14 protein-coding genes are annotated in these 14221 nt (G+C 62.7%); 6 read left to right on the top strand and 8 right to left on the bottom strand.

The window, feature by feature from the left end; all coding sequences use genetic code 11:
* Positions 1–7 precede the first annotated feature (7 nt).
* Genes flgD through flgB form a run of 3 tightly spaced genes read right to left on the bottom strand, consistent with a single transcriptional unit; the run spans position 8 to position 1600 of the window.
* Positions 8–730 (bottom strand): flagellar hook assembly protein FlgD, encoded by a 723-nt coding sequence (flgD, locus tag ACPFMA_RS19965; RefSeq protein WP_037061276.1) that lies wholly within the window; start codon positions 728–730, stop codon positions 8–10.
* A 15-nt stretch (positions 731–745) separates the two neighbouring features.
* Positions 746–1186: a flagellar basal body rod protein FlgC gene (gene flgC / locus ACPFMA_RS19970; RefSeq protein ID WP_064302498.1), complete on the bottom strand. Its 441-nt coding sequence runs from the start codon at positions 1184–1186 to the stop codon at positions 746–748.
* 3 nt (positions 1187–1189) lie between these two features.
* Entirely contained in the window at positions 1190–1600 is a 411-nt protein-coding gene (gene flgB / locus ACPFMA_RS19975; RefSeq protein WP_425928525.1) for a flagellar basal body rod protein FlgB, read from the bottom strand.
* A 343-nt stretch (positions 1601–1943) separates the two neighbouring features.
* On the opposite strand from flgB, the gene ACPFMA_RS19980 reads away from it, so the two are divergent.
* Positions 1944–4565: an autotransporter outer membrane beta-barrel domain-containing protein gene (locus tag ACPFMA_RS19980; protein WP_425930612.1), complete on the top strand. Its 2622-nt coding sequence runs from the start codon at positions 1944–1946 to the stop codon at positions 4563–4565.
* Between the two features lie 169 nt (positions 4566–4734).
* Here the strand turns inward: ACPFMA_RS19980 and cheR are convergent, their stop codons facing one another.
* Positions 4735–5562 carry a protein-glutamate O-methyltransferase CheR gene (gene cheR, locus ACPFMA_RS19985; RefSeq protein WP_009402946.1) on the bottom strand — a complete coding sequence of 276 codons (828 nt, stop codon included), beginning with the start codon at positions 5560–5562 and terminating at the stop codon, positions 4735–4737.
* A 52-nt stretch (positions 5563–5614) separates the two neighbouring features.
* The gene (locus tag ACPFMA_RS19990) at positions 5615–6547 is read right to left on the bottom strand and encodes a chemotaxis protein CheV (RefSeq protein WP_009402947.1); all 933 of its coding nucleotides are present in this window, start codon (positions 6545–6547) and stop codon (positions 5615–5617) included.
* A gap of 67 nt (positions 6548–6614) precedes the next feature.
* Between ACPFMA_RS19990 and flgA the strand changes: the two genes are divergently transcribed.
* The 4 genes from flgA (at position 6615) to ACPFMA_RS20010 (ending at position 9197) form a co-directional block, all read left to right on the top strand.
* On the top strand, positions 6615–7367 hold the full coding sequence (gene flgA, locus ACPFMA_RS19995; RefSeq protein ID WP_064302495.1) for a flagellar basal body P-ring formation chaperone FlgA: 753 nt from the start codon (positions 6615–6617) through the stop codon (positions 7365–7367).
* A gap of 180 nt (positions 7368–7547) precedes the next feature.
* The gene (flgM, locus tag ACPFMA_RS20000; RefSeq protein ID WP_009402949.1) at positions 7548–7865 is read left to right on the top strand and encodes a flagellar biosynthesis anti-sigma factor FlgM; all 318 of its coding nucleotides are present in this window, start codon (positions 7548–7550) and stop codon (positions 7863–7865) included.
* A 45-nt stretch (positions 7866–7910) separates the two neighbouring features.
* Positions 7911–8378, top strand: a complete 468-nt coding sequence (locus ACPFMA_RS20005; protein ID WP_425928526.1) for a flagella synthesis protein FlgN — start codon at positions 7911–7913, stop codon at positions 8376–8378.
* Between the two features lie 75 nt (positions 8379–8453).
* On the top strand, positions 8454–9197 hold the full coding sequence (locus tag ACPFMA_RS20010) for a flagellar brake protein (protein WP_009402952.1): 744 nt from the start codon (positions 8454–8456) through the stop codon (positions 9195–9197).
* Between the two features lie 37 nt (positions 9198–9234).
* Here ACPFMA_RS20010 and ACPFMA_RS20015 read toward each other — a convergent pair whose 3' ends face one another.
* The 3 genes from ACPFMA_RS20015 to bkdR all read right to left on the bottom strand — a co-directional run bounded on the left by ACPFMA_RS20015 (position 9235) and on the right by bkdR (position 12789).
* Positions 9235–10578: an MFS transporter gene (locus ACPFMA_RS20015; protein ID WP_064302492.1), complete on the bottom strand. Its 1344-nt coding sequence runs from the start codon at positions 10576–10578 to the stop codon at positions 9235–9237.
* Positions 10579–10729: 151 nt separating this feature from the next.
* Positions 10730–11971, bottom strand: coding sequence for a glutamine synthetase family protein (locus ACPFMA_RS20020; protein ID WP_425930613.1), 1242 nt, complete (start codon positions 11969–11971; stop codon positions 10730–10732).
* A gap of 326 nt (positions 11972–12297) precedes the next feature.
* Complete coding sequence (gene bkdR, locus ACPFMA_RS20025; RefSeq protein ID WP_420058662.1) at positions 12298–12789, bottom strand: Bkd operon transcriptional regulator BkdR; 492 nt, start codon at positions 12787–12789, stop codon at positions 12298–12300.
* Positions 12790–12988: 199 nt separating this feature from the next.
* Here bkdR and ACPFMA_RS20030 point away from each other — a divergent pair, with 199 nt between their 5' ends.
* The gene (locus ACPFMA_RS20030; RefSeq protein WP_064302490.1) at positions 12989–14221 is read left to right on the top strand and encodes a 3-methyl-2-oxobutanoate dehydrogenase (2-methylpropanoyl-transferring) subunit alpha; all 1233 of its coding nucleotides are present in this window, start codon (positions 12989–12991) and stop codon (positions 14219–14221) included.

Here is a 14221-nt window from a genome sequence, read left to right on the forward strand (position 1 = left end):
GCCGGCTCTATATACCGATGGTTTGCACTTTGGACAGCGCGACGCTGCCCTGACCGGCGAGGTTGAGCATCATCTCGCCCCCTGTCTGGCTGATGGTGACGCTGCTGACGGTGGCCGGGAGCAGGGTGTACATCTCCATGGCCTTGCCGTCGACGGTGGTGGTCGCCTTGAACGAGTAGGTATCCGGCGAAACCACTTCACCCTTGTCGTTCTTGCCGTCCCAGACGAACGAGGCGTTGCCGGCCTTCTGTTCGCCCAGTTGCAGGGTGCGCACGGCGTTGCCGTCCTTGTCGGTGATGGTGACGGTGACGCTGCTGACCGACTGCGGCACCACTACCGAACCGTTGAGGCTCTTGGTGGTATCGACCACCGCCTTGTCGGTCTGGGCGATCACCGAGCGACCGACCAGGGACGAGGCCTGCAGGGCCTGGGACGATTTGTAGTTGCCGGAAATCGCATTGACCGACTCGTTCAGCGAGGTAATGCCCTCGAGGCTGCTGAACTGGGCGAGCTGGGCCACGAATTCGCTGTTGTCCTGCGGATCCAGGGGGTTCTGGTGCTGCATCTGGGTGACCAGGAGCTGCAGGAACGCATCCTTGCCCAGGGTCTGGCCGCCGGTGGAGCTGTTGGTGGCGGAGGCGACGCCGGTCTGCGAGGTACTCTTGGTCCCCGAGGCCTTGATGACGTCGTTGAGGTTCACCCCTGCTGTCGTATCGTTGACGCTAGCCACTGGCGTAATCCCTTATCACTGACCCAGGGTCAGTACTTTCTGCATCATGGTCTTGGCCGTGTTCATCAACTCGGCGTTGGTCTGGAATGAACGGCTGGCCGAGATCATGTCGGCCATTTCCTCGACCACGTTGACGTTCGGGTAGTAGACGTAGCCGTCCTTGTTCGCCGCCGGATGGTTCGGCTCGTAGCGCGCTTCGAGGTTGCTCTGGTCTTCGACCACACCGAGCACCTGCACGCCCTGCCCTGCTGCGTCCTGGTCCTGGAACAGCGACTGGTTGCCGTTCTGCGCCTGCTGGAAGGTAGTGGCGAACACCGGGTGGCGCGCGCGGTAGGTCTGATCGATGCTCGACGAGACGGTCTCGGCGTTGGCGATGTTCGAAGCGACGGTGTTCAGACGGGTGGTCTGGGCGCTCATGCCGCTACCGGCGATGTTGAAAACACTGGCGAGGGACATGACTTACTCTCCGCGCAGGGCCGAAACCAGCCCTTTGAATTTACTGTTGAGCAGCGTGAAGCTGGCCTGGAAACCCACGGCGTTTTCCGCGTAGCTCGATTGCTCGAGCTGGGCATCGACGGTGTTCTGGTCGATCGAAGGCTGCATCGGCGTGCGGTACTGAAGCGACTCGTCGCTGAGGGTCACGCCCTCGGCCTCGATATGCCGGGCGTTGGTCCGGTCCAGGGCGAAATGGCCGCCGTTCTGGGTCTTCTCGGCTTCGGCGGCGAGCACCTTGGAGAAGTCCATGTCGCGCGCCTTGAAGTTCGGCGTATCGGCGTTGGCGATGTTGTTGGCCAGAACCTCGGCGCGCTGGGCGCGGAAGCTCAGGGCCTTTTCGTGGATACCGAGCGCTTTGTCGAAGCTGATGCTCATGTCGGGGAAACCTTCGAAGGTTGACCGGATGGTTCGTTGGCGATGAGAGAGCAAGTCCCATGCCAACAGGCGAAACCCCAATGAAACCGGGGTCTTTGCGGTTTTGCCGGAGGCGGCAATGCCAGAAAAGCGGCAACCGGCTTCCGCTGCCTGCCGCTGGCGGCAGAAAAAAGCGGCAATCGGCCACGGGAATCCGGCGCCAAAATGATGTCATTTTGACCTCAGGTCCTTTAACATGCCGCCGCCCATTGCATGGCAGTTAGCCATCAATCCGATCTGCCAGTCGCCGTGCAAGGAGCGCACCGAGATTTCAAACACGTTTAAGGACTGAACCGTGGCTTCGATGCTTTTCCGCAAGACCCTGCTCGCCCTGGCGGTGGCCACCACTGCCCTGCCGGCCCACGCCCAGACCGTGCAACTGACCAATAGCGGTTTCAAGAGCGAAAACCAGACCTATGCCGATTCCCTGGAAATTACCGGGAGCTACAGCGGCACCGCCGGCGAAAACGACCCGATCGAATTCAATGGCAGCCATCTGCAACAGGACCTGATCCTCAACGCCACCATCAACAGCACCGGCGACTTCGCCGGCGGCGTGGACATGGACGCCTACGAAACCCCGACGGCCTGGATCAACAACCGTATCGACGGCAACCTGATCCACAAGGGCAGCATCAGCGCGGTCGGCGGCGGCGCCAATGCCTTGCGCATCGACCCGGCGGTCATCGGCGGCAGCGTCATCAACGAAGGCTTGCTGTCAGCCAAGGGCGAACCGCTGCAAGACGGCGACGCGGTCGATATTGCCACCGGTATCGATGTCAGCGGCTCCACCTACATCGTGGGTGACCTGGTCAATGCTGCCAGCGGCAGGATCATCGTCAGCGGCGAGGACGCCACTGGCATCTACCTCACCGGCGGACGGATCTTCGGCAAGGTCATCAACCAGGGCCGGATCGAAGCCACCGGAGAAGATGCTGTCGGCCTGGAAATCGCCGGCGGTTTCAATGGCCCGCTCTATGACCGTACCGACCTGGGCGGCATCGAAAACCACGGCATTATCATTGCCAACGGCGAGGACGCTACCGGCATCCGCATCGAAGCGGCCAGTTTCACCAGCGATGGCCCTCACATCGTCAATACCGGCACCATCCAGGCCCAGGATTCGGCCATTTATGTCAATGCCTATGACATCGACAGCGAAGCTCGCCAATACTCGCCGCTGCGCATCGTCAACAGCGGCAAACTGATTGCCGGCGAGGAGGCGGTGGACGCCAGCGCCTCACGCTTCGTTTTCGGCAACGACGTGTACCTCGAACTGCAAGACGGCAGCCAGGTCACCGGCAACCTGATCGACCTCGCCGACATCTACGTCACCGGCAATGTCGATTTCACCGGCACCAACACTGATGAAGACGGCTACAACATCCGCCTGAAGGATGCCAATTTCGACTGGCTGGATGTGGGCAGCGTTTCCGACAAAGCGCCTGCGCAGTTGAACCTGCTGGGCAAGCACACCAGTGTGGAAGGCAACCTCTACGTTGCCAGCAACTCGGCCCTGGGTTTGAACCTGTACCGCGATACCAACCCGGACAGCGCAGTCCTGAGCGTCACCGGCATCGCCCAGTTCGGCCAGGACGCACAGATCAAGCTGGCCGCCCAAGGCAGCGACTTCTCTGCCAACGGCACCCGGTACAAACTGATCCAGGCAGGCGAATTCCAGGTGTTGGACGCCAGCGGCGAGAATATCGACCCGAACGGCAAGCTGAACCTGACGAGCTCCTCCGCCCTGCTCAACATCGACAGCTACACGCTTGAAGACAACACCCTGGTCGCCACCGTGACCGCCAAGGGCCAGGAGCAAGTCGAGGAAATCGTCGTCGGCAACGGCGGCTCCGCCAACGGCCAGAAGGCCATCGGCAGCCTGGTCAACGATGGCGTGATCAACCGTATCCGCGAGCAGAACCCCAACGATCCCTTCCTGCAAACCCTGCTCAACACCAGCGAAGCCGACCTGGCCCGCATCGCCGAGCAGCTGACTCCGGAAACCAACGGCGGCGCCACCCAGGCAGCCACCACCAGCCAGAACCTGGTCAGCAACGTCACCGGCAGCCGCACCAGCAGCCTGCGCGGCGCATCGTCGGGCGATGCCTTCAAGGAAGCCGGCGTGTGGGTGCAGAGCCTCTACAGCGACGCCACCCAGGACCTGCGCGACGGCGTGGCCGGCTACAACGCCTACAGCCGCGGTGTCGCCGTAGGTGCCGACGGCAAGCTGAACGACCAACTAACCCTGGGCCTGGCCTACAGCTTCATCAACACCGACGTGAACGGCAAAAGCGGCAACAAGACCGAAGTCGACAGCCACGCCTTCACCTTCTACGGCGGCTATGAGCTGGGCAACTACTTCCTCGACGGCAGCCTGACCTACGGCGTCAACGACAACGACAGCAAGCGCCGGATCGCCGGCACCCAGGCCAAGGCCAGCTACGACAGCGACCTGCTCGGCCTGAACCTGGTCGGCGGCTACACTTGGAAGATCAACCCGCAAATGCTGGTCGAGCCACGGCTGGCGGCGCGCTACAGCCAGGTGAACATCGATGGCTACCGCGAGAAGGGTTCGTCGGCCGCATTGAAAGTCGAGGACCAGCGCTACGAAGCCATCGAGCTGGGCGCCGGTGTGCGTGTTGCCGGCAGCTTCAACCTCGGCGCCGGCACCCTGGAGCCGCAGGTCAGGCTGATGGCCTACCACGACTTCGCCGCCGACGAGGCCAGCAGCACCTCGACCTTCCTGCTCGGCAGCACCCCGTTCGTCACCAGCGGCGCCAAGGCCGTGCGCAACAGCTACGAAGCCGGTATCGGTACTGACTACAAGCTGGGCGCAGTGACCCTGGGCGTGAACTACGACTACATCGGCAAATCGGGCTTCGATGCCGATGTGTTCAGCGCCAAGGTGCGGTACGACTTCTGATCGCCTGAAATGAAAAGCCCCCGGTCGTGAGGCCGGGGGCTTTTTCTTGGGCTAAAACACCGATCCCACTGGATCCACCGGACCTTGTGGGAGCGGGTTCACCCGCGATTACGGTGGTGTGCTCGCTGACGTAATCGCGGGTGAACCCGCTCCCACGGGGCCCGTGGCGTTACTTGGCCTGGTAGATGATCCCCGGGCTGCACTGCACCATCTGGTACAGATCCGGCAGGCCATTGAGTGCCTCGGACGCCCCGAGGAACAGGTAACCACCCGGCTTCAGCGTGGCATGGATGCGGGTGAGGATGTCCTTCTTCACCTGCGCCGAGAAGTAGATCAGGACGTTGCGGCAGAACACGATATCGAACTTGCCCAGCGCGGCGTAGCTGTCCAGCAGGTTGAACGAGCGGAACTCCACACGGCTGCGGATCGGCGCCTTGATTGCCCAGCGCCCCGGCCCCTTCGGATCGAAGTAGCGCTGCAGGCGCTCCTGGGACAGGCCGCGGGCGATCGCCAGGCTGTCGTATTCGCCGGTCTTGCAGTTAGCCAGCATCGCGCCGGAGAGATCGGTCGCCACGATCTGCGCGCCCATCTTCAACTGGCCGACGTTGGTCCGCTCGAACTCGTCGAGGGTCATGGAAATCGAGTAGGGCTCCTGCCCGGACGAACAGGCCGCCGACCAGATGCGCAGGCGCTGCCCGGGGCTGTTGCGCAGCATCTCCGGCAATACCTTGTTCTTCAACACTTCGAAGGGATAGGTATCGCGGAACCAGAGGGTTTCGTTGGTGGTCATGGCGTCGACCACCTGCTCGCGCAAGCCGCTGCGCGGCTGGCTCTGGATGCGCTGCACCAGCTCGGTCAGCGTCTTGATGCCTTGCTGCTCCATCAGCTTGTTGAGACGGCTGGAAACCAGGTACTGCTTATTTTCGCCCAGCAGGATGCCACAGGCTTTTTCCAGGAAGACCCGGAACTGTTCGAAATCCAAATTACCCGTAGACAATGGTGCCGCCTCTTAAATCGTGTACAACGCCAGGGGCCTGCGCCCCCGGCAATTAGTGTGTGGCATTGATCCGGTCGACCACCCGCTGGGCCAGGTCGTCCGGACGGAACTTGGCGAGGAAGTCGTCGGCGCCGACCTTCTTCACCATGGCCTGGTTGAATACCCCGGACAGCGAAGTATGCAGGATGATGTGCAGGTTTTGCATGCGCGGATCGTTGCGGATCTCCGCGGTCAGCGTGTAACCGTCCATCTCCGGCATCTCGATGTCGGAGATCATCATCAGGAACTCCTCTTCCGGGCGCTTGCCCTCGTCGACCAGTTTCTTCAGGTACTCCAGTGCCTGGCGTCCGTCATTCAGCGCGACCACCTCCACACCGACCGTCTGCAGGCAGCGACTGACCTGCTTGCGCGCCACCGACGAGTCGTCCACGGTCAGCACCCGCAGCGAAACGGCCTTGCTGTGCACCTCGGCATTGACCACGCCGGTGGACACCGACTCGGAGGCAGGCGCCACCTCGGCGAGGATCTTCTCGACGTCGATGATCTCGACCATCTTGTTGTCGACCCGGGTCACCGCCGTAAGGTAGTGATCGCGCCCGGTGCCCTTGGGTGGCGGGTGGATCTCTTCCCAGTTCATGTTGACGATGCGCTCTACCGAGTGCACCAGGAAGCCCTGGGTCTTGGTGTTGTACTCGGTAATGATGACGAAGCTCTTGCTCGGGTCCTGGTTCTCCAGGGGAGGCAGACCCGTCGCCATCGCCAGATCCAGGATCGGGATGGTCGCCCCACGAATATTCGCGACACCGCGCACGACCCGACTGGCCTTGGGCAGAAGTGTCAGGCTCGGGCATTGCAGCACTTCCCGTACCTTGAACACGTTGATCCCGTACAACTGCTCGCCGCGCAGGCGGAACAGCAGCAGTTCGAGACGATTCTGTCCTACCAGTTGCGTGCGCTGGTTCACCGAATCCATTACACCAGCCATGCCAGACTCCTCAAACGAAGCATTAGGGCAGCGCGCAGATAGGCACGCGCCTTGCTTTTCTACTTTCATGAATACGAAAACGACATTTTTCCGACGCCTGCACCGCCATCTGCCCGGCTTCCTTGCTGCGCTGTGCCTGTTGACTCCCGGCGCTCGAACTCTGGCTGACACTTTCACCTTGCCTGAAGTGCTTATCGGTGTCACCCAGGGGTTTCTTGAGTTTTCCGTAGAAGACTATTTGCAAAAGAGCCAGACCGAAGGCCGCTACGAGATCCAGGTGAACAACCTCGACCCGCGGCTGCGCATGCCGCTGTGCAGCGAGCAGCTCGGCGCCAGCCTGGAAAGCCCGGCCCAGCCACTGGGCCGGGTGACCGTGCGGGTGCGCTGTGATGGCAGTTCGCCGTGGACGGTATTCGTGCCGGCCCAGGTCAAGCTGTTCCGCGATGTCGTGGTGGTCAGCCGGCCACTCAAGCGTGACGCCGTGGTCCAGGAACAGGACGTGACCCTGCGCGAACGCGACGTCGGCCTGCTGGGCCAGGGCTTCCTCGCCAGCCTCGACCAGGCCATAGGACAGAAAGTCGTCCGACCAATGGTCATCGACCAGGTCATCACCCCCGTTCATCTGGAACAGGCCGAGGTGATCCGCAAAGGTGATCATGTGGTCATCGTCGCCCGCAGTGGCACGCTGGCCGTGCGCATGCCCGGCGAAGCGCTGAGCAAGGGCGGGATGAGCGAGCAGATACGGGTACGCAACCTCAACTCCAAGCGGGTGGTCAAGGCCAGGGTAACCGGTCCCGGCGAGGTGGAGGTTTCGATGTGACCTTGTGACACAGGCCACCGCGCGACGAATCAGCGCTGGCGATCAGGAAGCGCATTTTCTAGACTGTGCGTATTACGGAATGACGACCTTGTCACGAATGCCTGTCAATTCGTGCCTAAAGTTTTTTTCGGGTCGGCCGAAAAAAGGGCAAGCGTCCTATTTCCGAGAGGTTTTCTGATCATGGTCATCGACTTCAGTCGTTTGAATAACTCCCCGTCAGTGACGGGCGGCCTGCGCACCGGCACCAGCCAGGAAAGCGCCGCCAGCAATCGCGCAGGCCAGTCCGACGCGGCAGCCGTTACCGCACAGAGCGGGGAGACCGTACACCTCAGCCATGAGGCCCAGCAGTTGCAACAGGTCAGCGACAAGCTGCGCGACCAGCCCATCGTCAACAGCGACCGCGTGGCCGCGTTGAAACAGGCCATCGCCGACGGTAGCTACCAGGTCGACGCCAACCGCGTGGCCAGCAAACTGCTCAATTTCGAAGCCCAGCGCTAGCCCTCGGCGCGCTGACTTCAAGGACGCCAAGACCAAGAGCCAGCCATGCACGATACGACCCTGCTGCAACTGATCGAAGAAGATATCGGCCCGGCCGAGCAACTGCTGCAGCTGCTGCGGGACGAATACGTCGCCCTGCACGGCCGTGACATGCCGGCACTGGAAGATATCCTGGCCTACAAGCAGTCGCTGGTAGTCCTGCTCGATCAGCACGGTCGTCGGCGCAGCGAGCTGCTCGCAAGCCTCGGCCTGACCCCGGATCGCGCCGGCGTCGAGGCCCTGGCCAGCCAGTCGCACCTTGGCCCGCAATTGCTCCAGCAACTCGACGTACTGGGCAACCTGCTCAACGAGTGCAAGACGGTCAACGAGCGCAACGGCGAATCCATCACGCTTCAGCAGGCCACCACGGCCAACCAGATCAGAATCCTCATGGGCGGCGAAGCCCCTTCGCTATACGACAGCCGGGGCTCGACCTCGCCGCTTGCCAAGCCTCGTGCGCTCAGCCAGGCGTGACCCTCTATCAAGCCATAGCGCATACTGGCAAAATGCCTTGTGCGTGTGTCGTTTTTGCCTGGAGATTCATCAACCGTGTTCAATGACGTAGAAGCTCCGCAGCCTCCGAAGGTGTTCAACACGCCTTTGGAAATTGCCGCCAACCTGCGGATGCTGCAAGAGAGCCATGATCCGCTGATCATTACCTTCCATGAGCGCAGCCAGCGTTTCCAGAGCTACGTGGTCGAGGTCGACCGTGACAACAACGTCCTGGCCCTGGATGAAATGATCCCCCGCGACGGCGAGCGCTTCCTGGAAAACGGCGAGCCCTTTCGGGTCGAAGGTTTCCATGACGGCGTGCGGATCGCCTGGGAATGCAACCAGCCACTGACCATCGACTCTTCCGGCGACGTGCGCTGCTACCGCGGCACCCTGCCCGAGGAAGTGACCTACCATCAGCGCCGCAATGCCTTCCGTGCCGCCCTCAAGCTCTCGCAACTGGTCGACATCGTCCTTGACGGCGACAAGCTCAAGGGCGTGGGTGCCATCCGCGGCAAGCTTCTGGACATCTCTGCCACCGGCTGCAAGCTGCGCTTCGAAGGCAATATCGAAGAGCGCCTGCAACTGGGCCAGGTCTACGACAAGTTCGCCGCCAGCGGGCCCCTGAGCCTGACCCAGATGTCGGTGGAACTGCGCCATCTGCATTTCGAGGAGCGCCTGAACGCCACCTTCGCCGGCGTGCGCTTCCATAACCTGACCGGGCAGATGCAGCGCAAGATCGAGAGTTTCGTCTATCAATTGCAGCGCGAAGCGCGACGCTTCGACAAAGACGACTACTGACAGGAAAACGGGGACCGCATGCGGTCCCCGTTTCGTTTCAAAGCGGCTTGGCCGGTTCCTCGACCACCTGCCCGTCCTTGACCTCCCCCGCCTCGTCCTCGGCTTCGGTATCCTCGGCCGCTACCGGCGTCTGCATCTGCTCCTGGACCACCTGCTCGTTGACCCGCGGGTCGAGGGCAGCGGCCAGGGGCGAGCTGGCTGCCGGCATGGCCACGTGGGACAACGGCGCATCTTCCACCTGGTGCAACCCGGTGACCGCATCGGGACGAATGCGCCAGACCAGCACCAGAGCGAAGAAGGTGAAGAAGGCATAGAGCATCTGGTCGCCAAAGGCCTTCATCAGCACCCCTGCCGCCAGTGGCCCGATACTCGCGCCGACGCCATAGGTGACCAGCAGCATCGCCGTCAGCGAGACCCGCCGCTCGCTTTCCACGTGGTCGTTGGAGAACGCCACGGCCAGCGGGTACAGGCAGAACTGCAGCAGCGAGACCAGGAAGCCGGCCGCGAACAGCACCGCCATCGGCACCCCGGGCAGGATCGCCAACGGCAGCGAGGCGATCGCCAGGCCGATGGCCACGCTGCGGATCAGCACGGCACGGTCGTAGCGGTCCGACAACCAGCCCAGCGGCCACTGCACCAGCAGGCCGGCGAAGATGCACACGCCCATGAAGATACCCACCTGCTCGGTACTCAGGCCCTGCTTCGAGGCATAGAGCGGTGCCAGGCCATAGAACGAACCGACGATCAGCCCCGAGCCCAGCACCGTGCTCAACGACTGCGGCACCCGCTTGATAAAGAAACGCGGCTCCATCGGAGCCGGCCGCAGCGGCGCCGGGTGGATGCGCCGGGTCAGGGCCACCGGCACCAGGCACAGGGCAAAGCACATCGCCACCAGCATCAGCAGCTCGGGGCCCAGTTGCGGATGGACCACGAGGATCAACTGGCCCAGGACCAGGCCCAGGTAGGAGGCGATCATGTAGCCGCTGAACACCGCGCCACGATGCTTGGCATCGGCCTGCTCGTTGAGCCAGCTCTCGATGACCATGTACTGGCACATCATCCCGAGGCCGACGATGACCCGCAGGAACAGCCACGCCGGCAGGAAGCTGACCAGGCCATGGCCCAGTACCGCGGCACCGACGATCCCGGCGCAGGTGGCATAGGCGCGGATATGCCCGACCCGGGCGATCAGGCGGTGACCGATCTTGCCACCCAGGGCAAGGCCGAAATAGTTGGCAGCCATCAGGGCACCGACCCACAGGCTGTCGACCTGGTCGGCGCTAAGGCGCAGGGCAAGGTAGGTGCTCAGCAGGCCGGAGCCGATCAACATCATCAGAGCAGCGAAGTACAACGCGCGAAAAGACTTCCAGATAGTGCGCATCAGCGTCCCGAACGACCTCTTGGGCTGGTGGAAAAACTGCGTGAAAGCATAAGTGATTATTCCCGCCGCGCGGCCGGCACCGGCGAAAAAAACAAAAGGCCGATTACGCCAGGAACCCGCGTAATCGGCCTTCTATTCCGTGGATTGCCGGTCAGGCCTGGGCCGCCAGCACGCGCCGCTCCCAAGGGGTGATCTCGTCGAAGAAGCTGGTCAGCTCCTGGGTCTTGGTGGCGATATAACCGGCGATGAACTCCTCGCCGAACAGCTCACGCGCCAGGCTGCTGCGCTTGAGGCGATCCAGCGCCGCATGCAGCGTGCACGGCAGCGACAGGTGATCCGGCACCGCGAACTCACCCTGGATCGCCGGGGCCGGTTGCAGGCCGTTCTCGATGCCATGCAGGCCGGCGGCGAGGCTGGCGGCGATGGCCAGGTAGGGGTTGGCATCGGCCCCCGGCAAGCGGTTTTCCACACGCCGGGCCACGGGTGAACTGGCCGGAATGCGCAGGCCGGCGGCGCGATTGTCCTCGGACCAGCAGGCGTTGTTCGGCGATGCGTAGGGATGGCACAGGCGCTGGTAGGAGTTGACGTTCGGGGCGAACAGTGCGGTGAAGTCGGCCATGCACGCCTGCTGGCCACCGATGAAATGCAGGAAGGTATCGGTGGGCTTGCCGCCGGCATCGCTGAAAACGTTCCGGCCGCTGCCAATCTCCACCACGCTCTGGTGAATGTGCATCGAGCTGCCCGGGGTATGTGCCAGCGGCTTGGCCATGCACACCACGGTCAGGCCATGCTTGAGCGCGACCTCCTTGAGCAGGTGCTTGAACAGGAAGGTCTGGTCGGCCAGCAGCAGCGGATCGCCATGCAGCAGGTTGATCTCGAACTGGCTGACACCCATCTCGTGCATGAAGGTATCGCGCGGCAGCCCGAGCGCGGCCATGCAGCGGTACACCTCCTGGAAGAACGGGCGCAGGCCGTTGTTGGAACTGACGCTGAACGCCGAATGGCCATCTTCGCGGCGCCCGTCCAGGCCCAGCGGAGGCTGGAATGGCCGGGTCGGGTCGGTGTTGGGCGCGAAAACGAAGAACTCCAGCTCGGTCGCCACCACCGGCGCCAGGCCGCGTGCGGCATAGCGGGCGATCACTGTCTTGAGCAGGCCGCGGGTGGACAGGCCGGAACGTTCGCCGCTCAATTCGTCGGCACCGCAGATGGCCAGGGCGCGGGGTTCGGCGCTCCAGGGCAGGCGGTGGATCTGCGCCGGATCGGCGACCAGCGCCAGGTCGCCATCGTCGCCGCCATAGAAGCGCGCCGGCGGGTAGCCGCCCATGATGCATTGCAACAGCACGCCTCGCGCCAGTTGCAGGCGTCGGCCTTCGAGGAAGCCCTCGGCCGTCATCACCTTGCCGCGCGGCACGCCGTTGAGATCCGGCGTAACGCATTCGATTTCATCAATGCCCGTCAAGCGCTCTTCCAGGGAACGCTGAACATTGGTCGTCATGACTCTGTCCTTGTTGTTTTCGCATGCCGGAAACGGCGACCCGGACAACATACTCAGGGGCTGTTCAAAATATCAAGCGGTGATGGCGGCGATTGATCGTGATTTTCTACACCCTGTTGATAGGACGCGGACCCTGTGGGAGCGGGTTCACCCGCGATTACGTCGGTGAATTCACCATCGTCATCGCGGGTGAACCCGCTCCCACAGGATAGGCGGTGCTCTTTCTAGCGTGGCTCTCGCAGGGTCAACCCATTGGCCGGCAACGGCAGCGCCGTCTTGTACCTGACCTGTTTCAAGGCAAAGCTCGAACGAATATTCGCCACCCCCGGCAACCGCGTCAGGTAATCGAGAAACCGCTCCAGCGCCTGGATGCTCGGCAACAACACCCGCAGCAGATAATCCGGGTCCCCGGTCATCAGGTAGCACTCCATTACCTCGGGCCGTTCGGCGATTTCTTCCTCGAAGCGATGCAGCGACTGCTCCACTTGCTTCTCCAGACTGACGTGAATGAACACGTTGACGTCCAGCCCCAGTACCTCCGGCGCCAGCAAGGTCACCTGCTGGCGGATCACGCCGCATTCCTCCAGCGCCTTGACCCGGTTGAAGCAGGGCGTCGGCGACAGGTTCACCGAACGCGCCAGTTCGGCGTTGGTGACCCGCGCGTTTTCCTGAAGGCTGTTAAGAATGCCGATGTCAGTGCGATCCAGTTTGCGCATGAGATAAATCTTCCCGCCTTTTGTTCTTTTGCAGAATATTTATCCGTCCGCTCGAACAAAGGCAACGAACATCAGAAAAATATTCTTCCGGGGCCGGAATATCATTAAGACAAGACTGACTTCCCGGTCACAAGCCGGGTCCCAGTAGCTACTGCGTCAAAGCTCAACAAAAACACAAGACAGAGCGAGCGTAAAAAGCATGAACGAGTACGCCCCCCTGCGTTTGCATGTGCCCGAGCCCACCGGCCGGCCAGGCTGCCAGACCGATTTCTCCTACCTGCGCCTGAATGACGCAGGGCAAGTCCGCAAACCCGCCATCGACGTCGAACCTGCCGATACCTCGGACCTGGCCTACAGCCTGATCCGCGTTCTCGACGCCGAAGGCAATGCCGTAGGCCCCTGGGCCGAGGGCATCGACCCGCAGGTCCTGCGCCAGGGCATGCGGGCAATGATGAAGACCCGCCAGTTCGACAGCCGCATGGTGGTCGCCCAGCGCCAGAAGAAAATGTCCTTCTACATGCAGAGCCTGGGCGAGGAAGCCATCGGCAGTGCCCAGGCCCTGGCCCTGAACCGCAGCGACATGTGCTTCCCGACCTATCGCCAGCAGAGCATCCTGATGGCCCGGGAAGTGTCGCTGACCGAGATGATCTGCCAGTTGCTGTCCAACGAGCGCGATCCGCTCAAGGGTCGCCAGTTGCCCATCATGTACTCGGTGCGCGAGGCCGGCTTCTTCACCATCAGCGGCAACCTTGCCACCCAGTTCGTCCAGGCGGTCGGCTGGGCCATGGCCTCGGCGATCAAGGGCGATACCAAGATCGCCTCGGCCTGGATCGGCGACGGTGCTACCGCCGAATCCGATTTCCATACCGCCCTGACCTTCGCCCACGTCTACCGCGCCCCGGTGATCCTCAACGTGGTCAACAACCAGTGGGCCATCTCCACCTTCCAGGCCATCGCCGGTGGCGAAGCCACCACTTTCGCCGGCCGTGGCGTGGGCTGCGGAATCGCCTCGCTGCGGGTGGACGGCAACGACTTCGTCGCGGTGTACGCCGCCTCGCGCTGGGCCGCCGAACGCGCCCGCCGCGGCTTCGGCCCGACGCTGATCGAGTGGGTCACCTACCGCGCCGGCCCACACTCCACGTCCGACGATCCCTCGAAATACCGCCCCGCCGACGACTGGATTCACTTCCCCCTGGGCGATCCGATCGTGCGCCTGAAACAGCACCTGATCGCCAACGGCCATTGGTCCGAAGAAGAGCACCAGCAGGTCAGTGCCGAGCTGGACGCGGAAATCATCGCCGCGCAGAAGGAAGCCGAGCAGTACGGCACCCTGGCCGGCGGCCAGATGCCGAGCCCGGCCTCGATGTTCGAGGACGTCTACAAGGAAATGCCCGCGCACCTGCGCCGGCAGCGCCAGGAACTGGGGATCTGA

The sequence above is a fragment of the Pseudomonas sp. NyZ201 genome, assembly GCF_049860765.1.
Classification (GTDB): Bacteria; Pseudomonadota; Gammaproteobacteria; order Pseudomonadales; family Pseudomonadaceae; genus Aquipseudomonas; species Aquipseudomonas bharatica.